Source organism: Nocardioides asiaticus (assembly GCF_040049175.1).
Taxonomy (GTDB): Bacteria; Actinomycetota; Actinomycetes; order Propionibacteriales; family Nocardioidaceae; genus Nocardioides; species Nocardioides cheoyonin.
The window spans coordinates 104,461-122,368 of sequence record NZ_JBDZDM010000003.1; the positions used below are offsets into that span (position 1 = coordinate 104,461).

At 69.1% G+C, this 17,908-nt stretch carries 17 protein-coding genes; 2 read left to right on the forward strand and 15 right to left on the reverse strand.

Annotation, left to right across the window (positions count from 1 at the left end):
• Positions 1–26: 26 nt before the first annotated feature.
• The 12 genes from ABLE53_RS11120 to ABLE53_RS11175 are packed head-to-tail and all read right to left on the reverse strand — an operon-like array spanning position 27 to position 10,655.
• A complete protein-coding gene (locus ABLE53_RS11120; protein WP_348858983.1) occupies positions 27–3,059 on the reverse strand; it encodes a LysM peptidoglycan-binding domain-containing protein in 3,033 nt (1,010 codons plus the stop codon).
• Positions 3,056–3,490 (reverse strand): TadE/TadG family type IV pilus assembly protein, encoded by a 435-nt coding sequence (locus ABLE53_RS11125; protein WP_348858985.1) that lies wholly within the window; start codon positions 3,488–3,490, stop codon positions 3,056–3,058. The genes ABLE53_RS11120 and ABLE53_RS11125 overlap by 4 nt, the downstream gene beginning before the upstream one ends.
• The gene (locus ABLE53_RS11130) at positions 3,487–3,918 is read right to left on the reverse strand and encodes a TadE/TadG family type IV pilus assembly protein (protein ID WP_348858986.1); all 432 of its coding nucleotides are present in this window, start codon (positions 3,916–3,918) and stop codon (positions 3,487–3,489) included. Before ABLE53_RS11130 ends, ABLE53_RS11125 begins: the two co-directional genes overlap by 4 nt.
• Positions 3,915–4,370, reverse strand: a complete 456-nt coding sequence (locus tag ABLE53_RS11135; RefSeq protein WP_348858988.1) for a TadE/TadG family type IV pilus assembly protein — start codon at positions 4,368–4,370, stop codon at positions 3,915–3,917. The genes ABLE53_RS11130 and ABLE53_RS11135 overlap by 4 nt, the downstream gene beginning before the upstream one ends.
• Entirely contained in the window at positions 4,339–4,533 is a 195-nt protein-coding gene (locus ABLE53_RS11140) for a hypothetical protein (protein WP_348858989.1), read from the reverse strand. Before ABLE53_RS11140 ends, ABLE53_RS11135 begins: the two co-directional genes overlap by 32 nt.
• A gap of 31 nt (positions 4,534–4,564) precedes the next feature.
• Positions 4,565–5,467, reverse strand: a complete 903-nt coding sequence (locus ABLE53_RS11145) for a type II secretion system F family protein (RefSeq protein WP_348858990.1) — start codon at positions 5,465–5,467, stop codon at positions 4,565–4,567.
• Positions 5,464–6,339 carry a type II secretion system F family protein gene (locus ABLE53_RS11150; RefSeq protein ID WP_348858991.1) on the reverse strand — a complete coding sequence of 292 codons (876 nt, stop codon included), beginning with the start codon at positions 6,337–6,339 and terminating at the stop codon, positions 5,464–5,466. Before ABLE53_RS11150 ends, ABLE53_RS11145 begins: the two co-directional genes overlap by 4 nt.
• Positions 6,336–7,820: a TadA family conjugal transfer-associated ATPase gene (locus ABLE53_RS11155; RefSeq protein ID WP_348858992.1), complete on the reverse strand. Its 1,485-nt coding sequence runs from the start codon at positions 7,818–7,820 to the stop codon at positions 6,336–6,338. Before ABLE53_RS11155 ends, ABLE53_RS11150 begins: the two co-directional genes overlap by 4 nt.
• Positions 7,817–8,581 (reverse strand): P-loop NTPase family protein, encoded by a 765-nt coding sequence (locus ABLE53_RS11160; RefSeq protein ID WP_348859782.1) that lies wholly within the window; start codon positions 8,579–8,581, stop codon positions 7,817–7,819. The genes ABLE53_RS11155 and ABLE53_RS11160 overlap by 4 nt, the downstream gene beginning before the upstream one ends.
• Complete coding sequence (locus ABLE53_RS11165) at positions 8,581–9,255, reverse strand: SAF domain-containing protein (RefSeq protein ID WP_348858993.1); 675 nt, start codon at positions 9,253–9,255, stop codon at positions 8,581–8,583. The genes ABLE53_RS11160 and ABLE53_RS11165 overlap by 1 nt, the downstream gene beginning before the upstream one ends.
• Before the next feature lie 24 nt (positions 9,256–9,279).
• Positions 9,280–10,239, reverse strand: coding sequence for a hypothetical protein (locus tag ABLE53_RS11170; RefSeq protein ID WP_348858994.1), 960 nt, complete (start codon positions 10,237–10,239; stop codon positions 9,280–9,282).
• Complete coding sequence (locus tag ABLE53_RS11175) at positions 10,224–10,655, reverse strand: hypothetical protein (RefSeq protein WP_348858995.1); 432 nt, start codon at positions 10,653–10,655, stop codon at positions 10,224–10,226. The genes ABLE53_RS11170 and ABLE53_RS11175 overlap by 16 nt, the downstream gene beginning before the upstream one ends.
• Before the next feature lie 68 nt (positions 10,656–10,723).
• On the opposite strand from ABLE53_RS11175, the gene mobF reads away from it, so the two are divergent.
• The gene (gene mobF, locus ABLE53_RS11180; RefSeq protein WP_348858996.1) at positions 10,724–14,758 is read left to right on the forward strand and encodes a MobF family relaxase; all 4,035 of its coding nucleotides are present in this window, start codon (positions 10,724–10,726) and stop codon (positions 14,756–14,758) included.
• A gap of 98 nt (positions 14,759–14,856) precedes the next feature.
• On the forward strand, positions 14,857–15,210 hold the full coding sequence (locus ABLE53_RS11185) for a hypothetical protein (protein ID WP_348858997.1): 354 nt from the start codon (positions 14,857–14,859) through the stop codon (positions 15,208–15,210).
• Here ABLE53_RS11185 and ABLE53_RS11190 read toward each other — a convergent pair.
• The 3 genes from ABLE53_RS11190 to dndA form a co-directional block, all read right to left on the reverse strand.
• Positions 15,200–16,114, reverse strand: coding sequence for a phosphoadenosine phosphosulfate reductase domain-containing protein (locus ABLE53_RS11190; protein ID WP_348858998.1), 915 nt, complete (start codon positions 16,112–16,114; stop codon positions 15,200–15,202). The genes ABLE53_RS11185 and ABLE53_RS11190 overlap by 11 nt on opposite strands.
• A gap of 117 nt (positions 16,115–16,231) precedes the next feature.
• Positions 16,232–16,633, reverse strand: a complete 402-nt coding sequence (locus tag ABLE53_RS11195; RefSeq protein ID WP_348859000.1) for a histone-like nucleoid-structuring protein Lsr2 — start codon at positions 16,631–16,633, stop codon at positions 16,232–16,234.
• 59 nt (positions 16,634–16,692) lie between these two features.
• Positions 16,693–17,880, reverse strand: a complete 1,188-nt coding sequence (gene dndA, locus ABLE53_RS11200) for a cysteine desulfurase DndA (protein ID WP_348859001.1) — start codon at positions 17,878–17,880, stop codon at positions 16,693–16,695.
• Positions 17,881–17,908 lie beyond the last annotated feature (28 nt).

Below are 17,908 nucleotides of genomic sequence, written 5' to 3' on the forward strand. Positions count from 1 at the left end.
CGCAGTCGGCGGCTGCTGATCGTGGTTCACCCAGTTCGGTGAGAGCGGGATCGCGGCGGTGCCCACTTCCTGCCCTCGACGATCTCAGCCGTGCGCTGAGGGAGTTCGATCGGCGGCTGGTCGTCGTCCCGGCGGTTGAACACCCTGTCAGCAAGCTGCTTCTTCGCCTGCTCGTCGTCGCCGCCGGCGGCGACGGCTTCGATCACGTCGAGCTGTGCGACCTCGTCGTACGGAGCCGCGGCGTACGCGGTTCTCGCGGCCCAGAGCGCCAGCGCGGTGTCGTCATCGGCGAGGGCGTGCGCGGAGACGATGTGGGCGACATCGATGATCGCGCTGGTCATGATGTGGTCCCAGCGCTCGCCTTCGAAGAGCCAGGACCAGTCGCGGTCGTGGAGGCGGCTGAACGGCTCGCCGCTGACCAGGCGCAGTGCCCTGATGAGGTCGTCCATGCCGCCGGAGCCCTTGCTCTGGGCGCGGGTGCGCAGGCGGCGGAAGAGGTCTAGGTCGCACAGCACGCCCTGGACGTTGTACGCCGCCAGTGCCCCGGAGGTGTGGGTCTGCTTGGCGTCGGGGAGGTAGGGCCTCTCGGTGTTCGGGTCCGTGCCGAGCCAGCGCCGCAGATTGCTCATCGAGACCCGGGCGCGCTCCCTGGTGATGCCGAACGCCTCAGCCAGGTCGTCTGCGGTCGATCCTTCGGGGTGGAGGACGAGGTAGGCGAGGAGCTCGACGTAGTACGGACGGCGGGCGGCAGTGGTCTTGGCGTCACCGGTGGTGCGTGCGCCGACCGGACCCAGCAGCGTCAGCTTGGTCGAGGTGAGTGTCGGCGACTCCCATCGCGCCAGGTCCTCGTCGAGTCCGGGATCCGCGTCGGCGACGACTGCTTCGGCCTCGGGCGCGGCGACGGGTGCGAGCGTCTCGATGTCCTCGACGGTGGCAGCCGCGGCGTCGGCGTACACGTGGGCGTCGAGCGGCAGGAGCGAGGCGTCCCCGGCAGGCCCTTCGTCGGGCCTTGCTTCGGTCAGCTCGTCGACGAGCGCGCCGCCCTGGTCCGCCGTGGCGGTCGGATCGGCCGTTCGGGGGACGGGCACATCCTGTGAGTCGAGGGTGAGATCCAGAAGCAGCGCACAGGCGCGGGCCTCGTCCTCGCTGAGCCCGGCGGCGATGACATCGAGTCCGAGACTCGAGCAGGTGAGCCGACCGTCTCTGGCCAGGCGCAGGCGAGCGCCTGTCTGGCGAGGTTCGCCGGCGAGGTCGATGAGCGCGGCCGCCGTGCGACCGGTGAAGCCTTCGAGCGCTGAGCCCAATGCGTCGAGCTCGTCGTCGGGCCGGTCGGCGGTGGCGATGATCGCGGCGTAGAAGTCGTCCGGATCGCAGCCGGAGACGGACTCGCCGACATGTCGGGCGAGGGCGTTGATGAAGGCGGTGTCGCCCGGCGGGTGAGTGCTGACGCGGCCCAGATGGAACGACGCGAGGTCCGCCCCGAGGCCGAGGACGTCGACGTGGTTCACGATCGACCACGGGTTGACCGCCAGTTCGGCGGCGAGGTGACGAGCGAACGCTGCCTTGCGGTCGGAGTCACCGGTGACCCTGACGACGCGCAGCTCTTCGAGGTTGACGAACACGAACGCTCCGCCGTCGTCCTGGCCGACGCTCACGAGAAGCGGGTACGGCGGGAACGCCTCGCGCCCATGGGGTACGTCGGCGAGCGCGAGCCGCCACGCGGCGCCTGACCCTGTCCACGGGGCTGCCAGGTCGGCCGGCGCTGCGAGCGTGATGCCGATGTCCTCGCCGGTGAGCGTCGCGGTGAGGATCCGGACGTTCGTCGGTTCGAGCGACTGCAGTGCGGCGTCGAGCTCCTCGACGCTTGGCGCGAGTGACGTAGCAGTGACCCGTGCGGTCTTCTCGGCCCGGACCACCTCGGGTGGCGGCGGTGGCATGATCCGGCCCGGTCGGCGCCAGCGCAGCTGGGTACGGCGCTGTGCCCGCAGGACGATCCAGAACGCGGCCCCGAAGACGGCGCCCGTACCGGCGAGTCCTGGGAGTAGCCAGGCAGATAGGTCCGAGTGGTCGGCATCTGCTTGCGTCTGGGGCGCGCTGGTCGCGTCGGTCGTCGTTGGAGGCGTTGAAGCATCGGTGGCCGGGTGAAGTGCCGGTCGCCGGTCGTGCGGTTGCGCTGAGTGCTTGGGCGGCGGCGGAGCGACCGGTTCAGCCCGTCCCGGGATGGTGAGCCTCCAGCCCGGCAGGATCAGGTCCGGGTCGGCCAGGTGGGCACCGTCGGCCTGAGCGGTGCCGCGGGAGGCATCGAAGATCGACGGGTATGCGTCGGCGTCGCCGAGTTCGTCCTCGGCGATCTCCGAAAGTGTGTCGCCGGGCTGGACGACGTACTCGCCCTCGTTAGCAACCCCAGGAGCGGGAACCTTGAGGACGGTGCCGGGGACGAGGAAGTCGGGGCGTCCGCCGAGGACTGGCTCGTTGAGGTCGACGATCTCGACGTACCTGCTGCCGTCGCCGAGGCGTTGCTCGGCGATCTTCCAGAGGCTGTCGCCTCGCTTGACGGTGTAGCGCTCCGTGGCCGGTTCGTGCTTCGCCGGCGCAGCGGGGTGTGTGGCCGGCGCAGGCGGGGTCGGCGCGGCAGGGACTGGGGCGGCGGGCAGGGGAGTCGCGGTGACCGCGGCTTCGGCCTTGGGCTGGGGGACGAGCGTGGTCGCCGTCGGGATGGCGACGAACAGCAGGGCGGCCGCGACGAGCCGGTCGGCTGCGAGCTGGGGAACGGCAAGCCCCGGCACTCGTGGAGCACGGATGCCGCGGATCTGGGAGAGGATCGAGGCGATCAGTTGGCAGGTGAAGATCGCCCAGGCGACCCAACAGACGACGACGATCACCTGCAGCACCAGGTTCCCATCGTCCGGTGAGGTCAGCCGCGACCACGAGAACGCGCCGGCGTCCGGGGTGGCGTCGATGGCGAGAAGCAGGGCGGGGACGCCGAGCATGAACGCGACCAGGGCGAGGGTCGCGGCCAACCCGCGGAGCCGGGTCGAGAGCGCGTTGGGTGTGCTCATTGCTGGCTACCTCCGAGGGTGCGGATGAGGTGTGCGCTGCCGGTTCCGGTGACGTCGAGGCGGTGGATGCCGATGAGGCCGAGGAACTGCGGGTCGTAGCTGTCGTGGACCGTCACAGTGATGGTGTCGTTGCTGGTGACCGTGACGGTGCCCTGAACTCCTGCCTGGTCGAGGTAGCGCTGAGCGGCTGCTCGTGCTGCGGCGGGGTTGACCGTGAGACCGGTGCCCTGGATCGCGGGGCCGCCGGTCACCTCTTCGCCGCCGGCACGGGCGGCTTGTGCGGCGACGTCGTGGACGCGTTCGTGGGCGTGCACCTGCCCGCCGAGGTCGACGGCCAGGCCGACGAGGAAGATCATGGCGAAGCTGGCCAGCGCCAGCCAGACGGTGATGGATCCCCGCTCGTCGCGTGCTCGCGGTCGTGGCCGTTTCATCGTTCGCGCCAGGTGTCGATGGGGCTGGACATCGTGCTGCTGAACACCTTGGATCCGGGCACGCCCGGTACGGCGAGGTCCGAGAGGTTGAGGCGGCAGGAGACGGTGACCGCGACGGATCCGGGCACGCCGGATGCCTTGTTGAAGTCGGAGGTGTCGACAGTGACGTCGACCTGAGTGCAGTGGATGTGTTGGTTGGTCACGCTGGCGGTGGCCGCGGTGCGCGCGTCCATCGTGGCTGTCTGGGCGTCGCGCGCGATCGAGGCTGAGCGGGCGGCGTCCGCGGCTGCGGACTGGAGTGCTTCGTGGGTGTTGGCGGTACGTCCGCCGAAGATGATCAGGCCGACGAAGAGGGCGAAGGCCGGTACGCCGATCGCCGCTTCGATCGCCGCCGAGCCTCGCTCGTCCCGCCGGTTCTGGCGGGTCATGGCGCGCCTGCCGCGCTGCTTGCTGGGACGGGATCGGTGAGTCTTTCGACCGGCACGGTGGCGGTCTGGGTGATGCGGACGTGCCAGCCCGGGATGACGCTGAGGCTGAACCCGGTGACCGTGACGGTCGCGATTGCGGCGGTGCGCGAGACCGTGGTTGAGGCGTTCTGGAGGACGCCGTCGCCGCCCGCCTCGTTGATGAAGGCGTTGGCTGCGGCGGCGCCGTCCGAGGTGCGCCCATTCTCGGCTCCGGCGGCGCGGGCGCCTTCCTGCGCGGCTGCGATCGCCGTCGTACGGGCGTGGTAGAACAACGCGGCCTGCATCCCCAGGAACATCAGCGCGAAGAGCGCGGGCAGCAGGATCACGAGCTCGATCGAGACCGAGCCCCGCTCCCCGCGACCACCACTCCCGCGCGGGTGGTTACTTGAGGTTGCCTGACTGCTTCGTGACATAGCTGGTGATGGCTGCGACGACGATGCCGACGATCGCGATGACGGCCACCGCCCAGAGCACGTGCTCGGTGGTGACCGAGCCGCGTTCGCTGCGCGTGCTCTTCTTGGCGCGTTCGGCGAGGTGGAGTGCTGCGAACTGCAGCAGAACGAGGGCTTTCAACATCGGGTTCCTCCTGGTGGGTTGTCCTTCCGTGTCACGAGGCCGTGAACATGCGAAGCAGGGATGGGGCGACGAGCAGGGCCATGAAGATGACGCCGAGCAGCGAGCCGGGGATGGTCATGCGCTCGCCGACGGCGTTGGCCTGGGTGATCTCGTCGTTGAGCATGGCGGTGCGCGTGGCGGCGGAGCGGGCCCGCAGGTTGGCGTACACGCCGGCTCCTTCCTCGCCGCCCAGGCGCATGATGTCGGCGAAGTCGTCGAGGTCGGGCAGTCCGAGCTCCGTCGCCAAGGTGTGCAGGGCGTCCCAGGGCGGGAGGCCGGACCAGCGCGACCGGGTCAGTTCCTCGGAGAGTCGGGTGAAGACCCACGAGTCGCCGACCTCGGCGGCGGCCTCCATGGCCTGTCGCACGCCGATCCCGTTGTTGCGCTCCAGGGCCACGAGGTCGATGTAGGCGCCGAGCCCGCGGGCGAACTCGAGCCGGGCCTTCTTGGCGTCGTCGAGCGCGTTGTAGTTCGGGATGAAGAACATGCCCGCGGCGAGAACGAGCGAGGCGAGCGCAGGGATCTGCAGCGGGATGCTCAGCCCGAGGAAGTCGAACAGGGTGATGAGCCCGGGCGGGATCACGAGCCCGAGGCCTGCGAAGGTCAGCTTCTCGCCGTAGAACTGGGCGGTCGAGATCCGCAGCAGCGCGAGCTCGCTGGTCGGCGTACGGACCCAGAAGCCTGGCGGGAGGACGCGCAGGCCCCAGAGTCCGAGACGCTCCTTGCCTGTGCGGGCGGTCTGGGTAGGGGTGCCCGTGCGGCTGCGGGTGGCGGTGATGCGGTCAAGTGCGTCGGCCAGGTCCGGCTCGGCGGGTAGAGCGCGGGCGACGAGCAGCGTCAGCCCGAGGCCGACGAGCCCACCGGCCACGATCGCCAACGGGAGTCCGGTGATCATGGCGTGACCCCTGATCCGAGGCTGAGATCGGTTCGCCGGTCGAGGAACCGGGGGAGCGGCTTGCCGGTCGCCATGCGCCGCATCCAGACCAGCGTCGCGACGTACGCCGCGAGCAGCACGACGAGGATGACCTGCCCGATCGGGCTCCCATAGGGCTTCACGTAGCTTCCGGACAGGGCGAGTACCACGAGGACGCTCGCGCTGATCACCGTAACCCAGCGGGCGGTGGAGCGGGGCTTGGCGCGGTCCGCCTCGACCTGGCGCCGAGCGCGGACATCGGCGGCGACCGACTCGGCCAGCCCTTCGAGGACGCTGGTGAGCCCGGCGCCCCGGCGCCGTGCGGCGAGGATGAGGTTGGCGGCGATCAGGTCGCCGGTGGCGTCGTCGAGCTCGTCGGCGAACGCCCGGAGCGCGGTCTCTGTGTCCCAGCGAGCGCGGAGCCTGCTCACCAGCCGGGTCACCCCCGCGCTGATCGGGCCCGGGGTTGAGCGCAAGGTGGCGACGAGCGCCTGCTCCAGTCCAATCCCGACGGTCAGCACCCCGGCGAGAGACCGGGTCCATTCCTCCATGGCCTCGAGCCGGTTGATCTGGGTCGCGGCCGGGGGAGCCGACAGCAGGACCGGGAGGCCGATCACCGCGACCGGCGCGATCACGAGCGCCAGGACCCACCCGGTGACAACCCAGCCGACGATGCCGAGGCCGAGGCCGATCAGGAGAAGCATCCGCGTCCGCGAGTCGATCACGAACCGGCCGCGGCCAGAATTCTTGCGAGGCTGCTTCGGTACGACGGGGGCCGGCCGGAGCCCGACGACGATGCCGAGGATCCCGAGAGCGACCAGGCCGCCGGCAAGGCCGGGAAGCAGGGGCGTCACGACGCGCCTCCCATCCGATCCCGCATGGGCCGGGTCTGTAGGTAGCCCGAGAGGTCGAACCCGTGATGCGCGAGCGCACGGTACTTGTCGGGCAGAACGTCGGGGACCGCGACGCCGGAAGCATCCGGGCTGAACACATGGGTCGTCGCGTAGCCGGGGTCTTTCTCGCCCGGCGCGAGCGCGATGATCTCGGCGACCCGACGGATCCGCTGTGCACCGCCGGGGACGTGCGTGGTCTCCATGCTGAGCTGGACGATCAGATCGACGGTTGCGGCGAGCTTGCTCGTGGCGAGGCCCTGGGTGATGTGAGGCCCGGCCTCCATCGCGCAGGTGACGAGCTTGCGGACCGCGGCGACGGCGTCCGATGCGTGGGTCGTGGAGATGGACCCGGTGCCGGACTCCATCGCCTTGATCATCGCCCAGGTCTCCTTGCCGCGGACCTCGCCGACGATCTGGCGCGACAGGTTGAACCGGAACGAGTCCACCAGCGCCTCGTCCAGGGTGAACTCGCCCGCCTGACGCCCGTCCGGGCCGCGCTCGCCAGAGCCCGGACGGGCCTCCCAGGCATGGACGATCTGGTTCGGTCTGACCTCGTGCAGGTGGAGCTCGTACTCGGTCTCGAAGGTGCCGATCGCCTCCGTCTCATCGATCTCCGCACACAGAGCACGGACCAGCGTCGTCTTCCCCGCCCCTTGAGCGCCGGCGACCACGATCGACTTCCGGGCGCGGACCGCAGCGCTCAGGAACGAGGCGGCGATCGGCGTCATCATCTCCCGCGCCACCAGGTCGTCCAGCGTGACGTGCATCAGCCGGTGCCGCCGGATCACCACAGACGGCCGCGGCGTCACCCACGCCGCAGCCGCGAGACGGGCGCCGCCGTCCAGGCGCAGATGCAGGCGCGGCTGGGCCTCGGAGAACGAGCGGGCGTTGACCTCGCTGCGGGAGGCGAGGAAGACGAGGAAGTCGATCAGCTCCTGATCGGAGTCCGCCACCGGCGGCCCTTCGACGACGGTGCCGTCGATCAGCTCGAGCCGGACCCGGTCGTAGCCGACGATGATGATGTTCTCGATCCGGTCGTCATCGACCAACGGCTGGAGACGGCCGAGCCGGAACAGCGAGTCGAAGACCGCCTGGGCCGTGGCCTGCTGCCGAGCGGGACTCCACGCGCCCTCACCGGCATTGGCAGCATCGGCCATCGCCGACTCGATCAGGTCCAGGACGATCGAGCGACCGAGCTCCTGCTGGGCATCCCGGTCGAGCCGAGCACGGCCCGAGGCGATGCTCTGGCTCAACTGCTCCGACGCCTGAGCCCGAAGCGCCGCGACGAGGGACCAGTCGACGTCGCTGCTGGCCGCCGGGGGTGCGGTGACTTTCGCGTCGAACCGCTGCGGGAGCGGCGCCGCTGCGGCAGGAGCCTGGGTGAAGAGCGGCAGGCTCGACAGCTCGCCGTACTCGCTCATGTAGCGCGACACCTCGGTCATCGACTCGCCTCCTCGACGAGGGCGAACCGAGCGCGGGCGACCTGCGCCTGGATCGCCTGCACCGCCGCGTGGAGGCCACGCAAATAGGGCCCGGTTTCGAAGTGGCGCGGCGGTGTCGCGCCGCGGTGGTAGACCGCTGCCGACTCGGGATCGTCGGGAAGGTCGGCGACCACCGGCATGCCGAGCACCTTGGATATCTCGGAATCTCTGTACGGGCGGCCCTCGGCGACGAGAAGCAGGCCCGGGTGCCGCCAGCCCGTCACGGGCTGCCGAACGGCTTCGGCCCACGAGCGTGCGGCCGAGATCGACGGCAATGTCGCGCGGGTCATCAGCAAGGTCAGGTCCGCTGACTCCAGGAGCGGCTGCGGCGATCCGGTCAGGCCGAGCCGACCCGCGTCGACGATCACGTCCTGCCCGTTGGCCTCGAGCTCGGCGAGCGCCGTGGCCAGCGGCTCCCACACGTCTCGCAGTGCGGGTGCCTGCGCATGCGTGCGAGTGCCCGCGACCAGCGACACGCTCGGGCTGAGCGGGCGTACGACATCGCGCAGGGCATCAGGCACACCGAGCGGCGACAGCGCGAGCTCGAGCAGACCAGCGTCGTATGGGGCCGTGCCCTTCAAGAACCCAGCAAGGATGCCGGATCCACCTGTCGGGTCGGCCTCGACGAGGAGCACCGGGCGCGGCCAGCAGAACGCCAACCCGACCGCGGTGGTGGTGACACCGGGCGATCCGGACGCCGAGGTCAGGCAGATGACGGCCATCACTGATCCTGCGAGTCGAGGACGAGGGCGACGTGTCCGGTCGCGGCGCGGGCCGCGAGGACGCTGGCGTCGGCGTACGGCACCAGCACGTTGACCACGGTGTTGCCGGTGGTCTCGTCCACCGCGGTGTCGACGACTACGGCCGATGTGAACGGTGGTGCGCCGGTGCCGGCGTCGCCGTTGTCGCCGGGGGTGACGATGATCCGGACCTTGTCCCCGCCCCGCATCGGTAGGGCCGGCACCTGTGCTGGAGTCAGTGAGATCCCCACGACCGACTGACCCTTCGGCGGAATGGGTGCCGTGCTCGTCGAGTCGGGAGTGAGAAGCCCGCCTGCGGAGATATCGAGCGCGGCGCGGTGGCCGACCACGCTGTCGTACGCCGAAGAAGGCAGCGGCGTGAGGGCCGGATCGCCGCTGATCCGGATCCGTTGGATGTCGCCGGACTGGATGACCTCGCCGCGATGGATCGTGTGCGTCGCTGCGAGGACCTCCTCGGTGTGTGTCGTGGCGCTCCAGGCCCACGCGCCGAGCAGACACCCGAGCGCGGTGACGACGACGGCGATGACGACCAGGGCTGGGCGCCGTCGGAGCTTGACCGGGGGAGCGACAGGGGCTGGCTCCGGCGTGGTGATGCGGGGGCCGGGCTTCCGGTCCTCTCGGGCAGTCGTTGTCATCGTCGTACCTCCCCGCAGCGCTCGTCAGTCCACGAGCACCTGCGCCTCGCCGATTCGGATCTGGGCCGAGCGGGCTAGGCCGTCGAGGCGGATCGTGCCGGTCTGACCGGCGCCCGCCCAGGTGATGACCCAACTCGAGGTGGCGGTGACCGTGTAGGCCTGACCGGGCTCACGCGCGCTCGACAGCTTGTAGGTGTAGCCGCAGTCCGGGGAGTCCTTGCGCCCGTACTCCGGCTTGTATGGCGTGCCCGCCGTCTTGCAGACGATCTGGCTGCCGTCGCCCATGTCCCAGGTGACGTGCAGCAGCTTCGCCGTGGCCGTGACCGTCATCCCGCCGGCGCTCGCGCTGGAGGTGATCGGCCCGACGCTGTGGTCGCTGGGATTCGCCGCCCACATCCACACCGGCATCCCGACCAGGCCGATGCTATTCGGTCCCGGCTTCGGCGCGATGCCTATCTCGATGGCGGTCAGCCCCATCTGCTTCACCGCGATCTGCGCGACCTCGCGGGGGGTCGGCCCGGCGCCTGAGTTCGGCGGCGGGTTCGGTGCCCAGATCATGATGAGCATCCCGGTCTGCGGCTGGCTGCAGTTGTAGATCGTGCCGTCGCCCGGCTGGTGCCCCTGCCAGGCGGGATCACCCGCGAGCGGCGGGGGAGTGACCGGACTGATGTAGCAGTGATAGGTGTTCGACCAGTAGCCGTCGGCCGACTGGCAGGGGACCGGACCTGGCGGTGGATTCGAGATCCCCTGTGACGTCCCGTCCCAGTAGCAGGCCGCGCCGGAGCCGGTGTCCTGTGGACCGTCATCGCTCGGCGTACCCGGAGTGCCCGGGTGACCAGGAACCTCGACGGTGATCAGGCAGGTCCCGGTCGTGGCGTCAGTCTTCTGACACTTCGTGTCCGCGGTGGCGACGCCGGTCGTTAGAGCCACGAGGCATGCGGCGACGATGCCGAGGGCAAGCAGTCGAGCTACGAGCCGGAGCATGACGCCAGCTTCAGGTCTTGCCCGTTCGAGACGCGCCAGCCGTCTGATGGATTGGTGCTCCACTTCGGATTCGTCACGAAGTAGCGCGTGCTGCCCTGATCGGGCCGCGTGCTCGGCACGACGGACTTGCCATTCTTGTCCACGAGGTCGACCTTGCTGACGTCCCAGCAAACGTCGACTTGTGCCGTCGGCGCCTTGCCGCCCTTCGGGTCGGAGTTGTCCAGGTTGACGGATTGGACGACGACCGACATGAGGCGAACGCTGCCGATCTGTCGCAAGTGCTGCTTCCGCTCGCTCGTCACGAGCCGTTGGTCGGCGGTGAGCTCAATGCCGTTCTCGACCCTTCGCAGCTGCGCAATCGGAAGCCTCGGGTCGTGACGGACCCGGTCGAGGGTCGCGTAGTACTGGCGAACCACGGCCTCAGCGTTCGCGGCCGCAGCCTCTGAGGATGAGGTCGGCGAGGAGCTCGTGGTCGGGGCCGTCGGTGCCGACGTTGTGGCCGACGTTGTGGTCGGGGCCGTGGGCGGCGGATCGGCGTCGTTGCTGCCGCAAGCCGACACTGCGGCCAACAACAGAATGCCGGTCGCCCACGAGATCAACCCGAGTCGCTTCGTCATGTGCGGTTCCTGCTTCCTCGTGCCACTCGGCTCGAGGCGGACGAGTCGCTCCTGCGGGCGGTGCGCACATCGTCTGGCCTCAGCGTAAGCCTGTTTTTTGCATTCGAGCACCGGCCGATTCGTCGGTGTTCAGAGGACAGGTGCTCGGCGTCTTCCACTTCGCCTCCCTCCGGCGCTCCTCCCTCATCTCCCACCTCTCCCTTCTCCTGCCGCCCCTCAACTTGTCTTCTCTCCACAACCCGCCTCACTCCCTCTCCTCGCCCGCTCACTACTTCTCCCGCCGTCCTCCACCCCACCCCCTTCTCGAGCTCACACGCTGTGCACTTCGAGGGGTCTGTGGAGAAGCTCACGCACCTGAGCGCTGTGGAACGGAAACGGCCGTGACGGTCTCGATGCGCCGGATGTCCGCGGGCAGCGGCTACCAATACCTGCTGCGCAGCGTTGCGGCCGGCGACGGCAACCGCGTCCTGTCTACGCCGCTGACTCGCTACTACTCCGAGGTCGGTACGCCGCCCGGCCGCTGGCTCGGATCCGGTGTCGGTGCCTTCGGTGCCGGGCAGCTTCGCCCGGGCATGCAGGTGAGTGAGGAGCAGCTCGCGCTGCTTGTCGGCCTGGGCCGAGACCCGATCACGGGGGAGCAGCTCGGCCGCGCGTACCCGTCGTACAAGAGGCTCTCGGACCGCATCGACGAGCGCGTCGCCGCTCTCGATGCTGAGATGACTCAGGAGGACTGCGCCGCCGAGACGACGCGGATCGAGGCTGAGGAGACCGCGGCCGGGGTGCGGCGAGCGGTGGCAGGGTTCGACCTAACCTTCAGCGTCCCGAAGTCGGTCTCTGTGCTCTGGGGTGTCGCCGACGCCGACACCCAGGAGCGGATCGTCGCCGCGCATCACGCCGCGGTGGCAGACGTCGTTGCGCTCTTCGAACGAGAGGTTGCCGCCACCCGTGCGGGCATCTCCGACGCCGACGGCGCCGTCGCCCAGGTCGACGTGGCTGGCGTCGCCGCCGTTGCGTACGACCACTTCGACTCGCGGGCTGGCGACCCGCAGCTCCACACGCACGTCGTCGTCGCCAACAAGGTCCTCACTGTCATGGACGGCCGCTGGCGCAGCCTCGACGGACGCCCGGTCTTCGCCTCACGGACCGGACTGTCCGCCCACTACGACGCCCTCCTTGCCGGCCGGCTGTCGCGCGACCTCGGCATCGAATGGGAGCTGCGGCAGCGCGGACCCGACCGGAATCCCCGATGGGAAATTGCCGGTGTCACCGACGAGCTGATCACCGAGTTCTCGAGCCGCACGCGCGAGATCGAGCTCAGGAAGAACGAGTTCATCGCGGAGTACGTCACACGGCACGGTCGGATGCCATCAGCCAGAACCATTGTCGAGCTCCGGGCCCAAGCGACGCTGGCCACCCGCCCGCCGAAGGAGGTCCGGTCGCTCGTCGAGCTCACCGCGGGTTGGCGGCAACGGGCCGCTGAGCGGTTGGGCACCTCGCCCACGGGGTGGTCGCAGTCGGTGATCGGCCGAGGCGGCGACCTCCTGACAGCGGAGGACGTGCCGCTGGCTGCGATCGAGGCGATCGGTGCCGAGGTGGTCGCGGCGGTCTCCGTGAAGCGGGCTGTGTGGACGCACTGGAACCTGATGGCCGAGGCGGCGAAGCAGACGATGGATCTGAGGTTCGCGACGACCGAGGACCGCGAGGCCGTCGTCGGGCTCATCGTGGACGCGGCCCAGGCACGCTCCGTAGTCCTGACGCCGCCCGAGCTCTCCCTCAGCCCTGCCCGGTTCCAGCGCCAGGACGGCACGAGCCGGTTCCGCCCGCGGCATGGCGAGAAGTACTCCTCGATCGCAGTGCTCGAGGCCGAGGCACGACTCTTGGCACGCGCCGAGAAGGTGACCGCGCCAACGGTGTCCGCCGGCGCCTGGGGTCGAGCAGTTGGCCGTGGCACCGTTTCGCTGACCGTCCAGCAGCGGCGTGCGGTGGAGAGCATCTGTCGCTCAGGGCGCCAGGTCGACCTTCTCGTCGGGCCCGCCGGCGCTGGCAAGACCACAACGATGAGAGCGCTCCGCGCGGCCTGGATCGGCGCGTACGGGCGGGGGAGCGTCGTCGGTCTGGCGCCGTCTGCCGCCGCAGCCCAGGCGCTGGCCGACGACCTTGGCGTCGCGTGCGAGAACACGTCCAAGTGGCTCCACGAGTACGACCACGGCCGGGCCGAACTCCGTCGAGGTCAGCTGGTGATCGTCGACGAGGCGACCCTCGCCGACACCGTGACACTCGATCGGCTCACGGGGATCGCGGCCGCCGCGAACGCCAAGGTGCTCCTGGTGGGCGATCCCCACCAACTCCAGTCCGTGGATGCAGGCGGAGCCTTCGCCCTCCTCGTCGACCGCCGTACGGACGCCCCGGAGCTGAATGAGATCCACCGATTCACCAACGAGTGGGAGAAGGAGGCCTCACTCGCGCTGAGCCGCGGCGACGTTCAGGTCATCTCGGCGTATGCCCGTCACAAACGGATCCGCGAGGGCCTCACGGACGAGATGGTCGACGCTGCCTACGTCGCTTGGCGCTCCGACTGCGCGGCCGGGCGTGCCAGCATCCTCGTGACCGAGTCAGCTCGGGACGTCCGCGCGCTCAACGAACGCGCCCGGGCCGAGCGGCTGCTCCTCGACGGCGCCGTCGATGGCCGCGAGGCCCAATTGGGTGACGGCTCCCGAGCCTCGGTCGGGGACGTTGTCATCACGCGCCAGAACGATCGCCGCATCCGGACGATGCGCGGCGGGTGGGTGAAGAACGGCGACCGGTGGTTGGTCACCGACGTCCGGCGGGACGGCTCTGTCCAGGTCAAGCGCTTCGGAGCCCGCGACGGGCGAACGCTCCTGCCGCCGGACTACGTCGCCGAGCATGTCGACCTCGGCTACGCCGTCACCGCGCATCGCGCTCAAGGCGTCACCGTCGACACGGCGCATGTCGTCGTCACTCCGTCTACGACTCGGGAGAACTTGTACGTCTCAATGACCCGCGGACGCGAGTCCAACATCGCGTACGTTGCCCTCGACCAGCCCGACGACAGCCACTCCACGCCCGGGGCGGACGACGTCACGGCGAGAACGGTCCTTTACGGCGTCCTTCAGCACAGCGGCGCTGATCTCTCGGCCACCCAGACGATCGAGGCCGAGTACGAGCTCCACGGAGGCATCGACCGCCTCGCAGCCGAACTCGAAACGATCGCAGCCGACGCTCAGCACGACCGCTTCGTCGACCTGCTCAGCCGCTCAGGGCTGACCGCCGCGCAGCATGCCGCGCTCGTCGCGTCGACGGCCTTCGGCCCGCTCACGGCAGCGCTCCGCCGCGCTGAGGCTTACCACCACGATCTCGAGCAACTGGTCCCGCGAGTCGTCAGCCGCCACGGACTCGACGATGCCGACGACATCGCCGCGGTTCTCCGGTACCGCGTCGACAAGCTCGCAGCGACGCCGCCGCGCGGTTGCCGCCTCCGCCCGCGTCTGATCGCCGGCCTGATCCCCGAACCGCTCGGCCCGATCTCAGCCGAGGACCGACAGGCGATCGACCAACGGAAGGAACTGATCGAGTCGCGAGCTCGCGCCCTTGCTGAGGAGGCGGTCGCCACCCGCGAGCGGTGGGCCCGGCAATCCCGACCTCGGCCGGTCGGCGCGGGCTCGGACAATGCCTGGCTCGACGCGGTGGCGACGGTCGCGGCGTACCGCGACCGCTACCAGATCACCTCAGACCTGCCGGTCGGCGGCGGCGCCAAGAACGATGCGCAGCGCGCAGACCGTCAGCGTGCTATCTCATCCCTCCGCGCGGCGCGTTCGGGGAGTGCTTACCAGCGCCCGGCGACGCCAGCGGCGACAGACCTTCGAGCCACTCCTGCGCCATAGGTGACCCGGTCGACTTGTTCTCCACAGGGGGAGCGATACCAAGCGGGCTCACCGAGTGTCCGGCGTATCGAGGAAACCCCGCCTATCTGGAGGAACTCATGCTGATCCTGCTCGCGTTACCAGTAATCGTGGCCGTCGCTGCGATGCACCGCTACCTCCAGGACTATGCGCCATCGAACGTCTTGATCCGCCGGGTGCGCACTCATCGGCCTCGGTGCCGGACCGCCTTCGCCCTGGCGGCTGTGGCTGGAGTCCTTCAGATTGCGATGCACGCCGTCGCGGCGGCAGTCGCGGGCGGGGCGCCCGGCTGGCTGAACCTTGTGGTCCTGATTCTTGCCTGGGACACGATCAAGCTCGTCGCTGCGACGCTCGAGACCTTCCTTCGGGCGACCTGGGTAGGTGCGCGGCGAGTTCGGCTACGAGTCGCCGAACCAGGTCGCGCTACTCCTTAGCCGGCGCCGCGGGCGCGAAGCGAGCGTCGCAGGAACTGCACAAGGGGCCCGAGGCTCCGCGGCGACGGTCTGGCTCGCGGAGGGTCGCGCCCCAACCCCATCGCCGCCGGTGATCGGGGATCCCGGGCACGTCGGCAATGCGCCTTTCGAGCTCCTGGATCTGCGCCTCAAACGTCGGGAACCAAAACGCGAGTTCCTCTCGCTCGCCTGGCTTGGCGAACGACCCGCAGAGGCACTCGCCCGACATGTGGATGAGGTCCGTCACTTCGTTGACCGGCACGTCGGGGTTCAGGAGTCGGTAGGTGGAAAGGTCGAACCTCGTCCAGTTCACGAGTGGTGAAACCCATACGGTGGAGCCTCGGCGCTCAACCGCGGGGATCGATGCGCGGCGGGCGGATTCGGTGCGCCGGCGACCGGCGAGAAAGACAGCGCGTTCGCGGTAGGGGTTCTGCACGAACTGGCGTCTTACCTGTTCGAGTGACCGTTCCTTGAGCCGTTGGTACATCTTGAAGTGGTGTCCAGGGCCAGGGAATCCTTGATCCAGCACCAGGTTCTCGTAGTGGTCCATCCTCCGCGGTGGAGTGAACTCAAGCAGGGGCAGGGCCCATGCGGCACACGACCTGCGCACGAACTCTCTGGTGGCTTCCAACCCGATGGTCGTGTTGGCATGCGCCGCGTGGCTCGCTCGTTGTCGCATCAGATGGGCGAGGACCGTCGAGTCGTTTCCGCCGCTAAACAGCACAACGGTCGCAACCAGCCTGCGGCCGTCTGCGTTCGCATGTCTTTCGACCGCGCGCGACACGATGTTGTGCGACTGCTGCACGAGGAGCTGGACCCGTTCCTCCCGCTCGTGACGGGACAGGGCTGCGACCTCGGTGGGCGAGAGAAAGGCAAGACGATTCATGGCGCGAGCGAACGACAGCCGGCGGGCGGTCGCTCGTCGAGCAGCCGAACCTGTGCATGAGCATCCGGATCTCGGCGCTATGGGCGCCTAACGGCGCACCGTACGGCACGGGATGGGTCAGCGAGACTGGGACATCGGACTGAGAAGTCGGCCGATCGTGGTCATGTCCCGGTGCACGTTTGCCGCCTTGTATGCCTCGCGCACCAACTCCGGCACCCGACCGCGCGAGGGAACGTCGAACCCATTCTCGAGCGCCCACTGTCGCAGGGTCCGCGAGTCGGGTAGACCGGCCTTCGACTCGTCGTTGACCGATCTCGGCTGATGGCTGCTCGGGGTCCGCACCTGTCTCGCAGCGGCAACGAACGGCGCCAGCGCCTCGCGCAGGGCTTCGTGTTCCTCAGGTGAAAGGTCGATCTCGAACGCATCGCCATCCAGGCTGAAGGGCACGCCGACGCCTTCGCTGCCGATCTCGGCCCCGCTCAGATCTGAGTAGTAGGTGACGACCGTTCGTCGCGACATCGTTCCCCTCCTTCACCCGCGAACCGTCACAGTACGGGTACTAGGTCCGCACATCTGTATCAACGCCGCAGAAGCCGGAGCAGGCGTTCCGCGATCAGTTCCGTTGGGACGTCCGTCGTGTCCGGACCCCACGAGAACCGGAGTGCCCCCTCGACGAGTTCGCGTGGCAATCCAGCTGCTGTCAGCACATGGCTGGGTTCGTAGCTCTGCGAGGTACACGCCGAGCCATTCGAGACCGCCACTACATCCTTGAGGGCCACGATCGCCGCTTCGGAGTCAACGCCAGGGATTGACACGTTGAGCGTGGTGGCGACCGTCCGATCCGGATCTCCGTTGAGCACCGCGCCAAGGGGGCGGAGCGCCTCGATGAGTTGCTCCTTGATGGCCGCCGCAGACGCAGTCCGCTGGTCGGCCTCATCGAGGGCCAGCGCTGATGCCGTTCCTAGTCCAGCGATGAGTGGTACGGGCAACGTGCCGGGCCTCAGGCCGCGCTCTTGGCCGCCGCCGTACATGAGAGGAGTCAGTGGCGGACGCTTGTAGCCGCGGCGCCGCACTATGAGTGCCCCGATGCCCTTTGGCGCGCCGATCTTGTGGCCCGAGACTGCGAGAAGATCGATCCGCGGGTGCTGGAGCGGTTGGATGAGTTTGCCGTAGGCCTGAGCGGCGTCGACGTGAAAGAACGTCTCGTGGCCGACCAGGGCGTCGGCGATCTCCTCGATCGGCTGGATGACTCCGGTCTCGTTGTTGACCGCCATCACAGACACCAGAAGCGTGTCGGAGCGCAGTGCTGCCGCTACCGCTTCGGCTGAAATTCGGCCGCCCTGGTCCGGTGAGAGGAGTGTGATCTCGAAGCCTTGCTTGGCGAGTACCTCGAGAGGCTCGAGCACGGCCTTGTGCTCGATCTGCGTCGAGACGATGTGCCGGCGACCTGTCGCCTCACCGTGTGCGGCCAGACCGAGAATGGCGAGGTTGTCACTCTCGGTGGCCCCGCTGGTGAAGACGACCTCGTCAGGCTTGGCAGCAACCAGGGCCGCGACTTCCTGGCGAGCGCGGTTCACCCGTTCCTTCGCGACCTGCCCGTAGCCGTGTGTCCTGCTGCCCGCGTTGCCGAACTCCTGGACCATGAATCGCATGACCTCGTCCGCTACGCGGGGGTCGACGGGGCTCGTTGCGTTGAAGTCCAGGTAGGTCGGACGGCCGCCTGTGGAGGAACTCGCGAACGTGTCGGACGTGCTCGCTACGGTCATGTTTGGAAGTGTAGCCTTGCGTATGGAC

What these genes read in the sequence shown, in the direction of transcription:
- ABLE53_RS11155 (WP_348858992.1), bottom strand. Translation starts at nt 7,820, where the DNA reads ATGACCGAGGTGTCGCGCTACATGAGCGAGTACGGCGAGCTGTCGAGC.
- ABLE53_RS11190 (WP_348858998.1), bottom strand. Translation starts at nt 16,114, where the DNA reads ATGAATCGTCTTGCCTTTCTCTCGCCCACCGAGGTCGCAGCCCTGTCC.
- ABLE53_RS11195 (WP_348859000.1), bottom strand. Translation starts at nt 16,633, where the DNA reads ATGTCGCGACGAACGGTCGTCACCTACTACTCAGATCTGAGCGGGGCC.
- ABLE53_RS11130 (WP_348858986.1), bottom strand. Translation starts at nt 3,918, where the DNA reads ATGACCCGCCAGAACCGGCGGGACGAGCGAGGCTCGGCGGCGATCGAA.
- ABLE53_RS11170 (WP_348858994.1), bottom strand. Translation starts at nt 10,239, where the DNA reads ATGCTCCGGCTCGTAGCTCGACTGCTTGCCCTCGGCATCGTCGCCGCA.
- dndA (WP_348859001.1), bottom strand. Translation starts at nt 17,880, where the DNA reads ATGACCGTAGCGAGCACGTCCGACACGTTCGCGAGTTCCTCCACAGGC.
- ABLE53_RS11125 (WP_348858985.1), bottom strand. Translation starts at nt 3,490, where the DNA reads ATGAAACGGCCACGACCGCGAGCACGCGACGAGCGGGGATCCATCACC.
- ABLE53_RS11140 (WP_348858989.1), bottom strand. Translation starts at nt 4,533, where the DNA reads ATGTTGAAAGCCCTCGTTCTGCTGCAGTTCGCAGCACTCCACCTCGCC.
- ABLE53_RS11185 (WP_348858997.1), top strand. Translation starts at nt 14,857, where the DNA reads ATGCTGATCCTGCTCGCGTTACCAGTAATCGTGGCCGTCGCTGCGATG.
- ABLE53_RS11145 (WP_348858990.1), bottom strand. Translation starts at nt 5,467, where the DNA reads ATGATCACCGGACTCCCGTTGGCGATCGTGGCCGGTGGGCTCGTCGGC.
- ABLE53_RS11165 (WP_348858993.1), bottom strand. Translation starts at nt 9,255, where the DNA reads ATGACAACGACTGCCCGAGAGGACCGGAAGCCCGGCCCCCGCATCACC.
- ABLE53_RS11135 (WP_348858988.1), bottom strand. Translation starts at nt 4,370, where the DNA reads ATGTCACGAAGCAGTCAGGCAACCTCAAGTAACCACCCGCGCGGGAGT.
- ABLE53_RS11120 (WP_348858983.1), bottom strand. Translation starts at nt 3,059, where the DNA reads ATGAGCACACCCAACGCGCTCTCGACCCGGCTCCGCGGGTTGGCCGCG.
- ABLE53_RS11160 (WP_348859782.1), bottom strand. Translation starts at nt 8,581, where the DNA reads ATGGCCGTCATCTGCCTGACCTCGGCGTCCGGATCGCCCGGTGTCACC.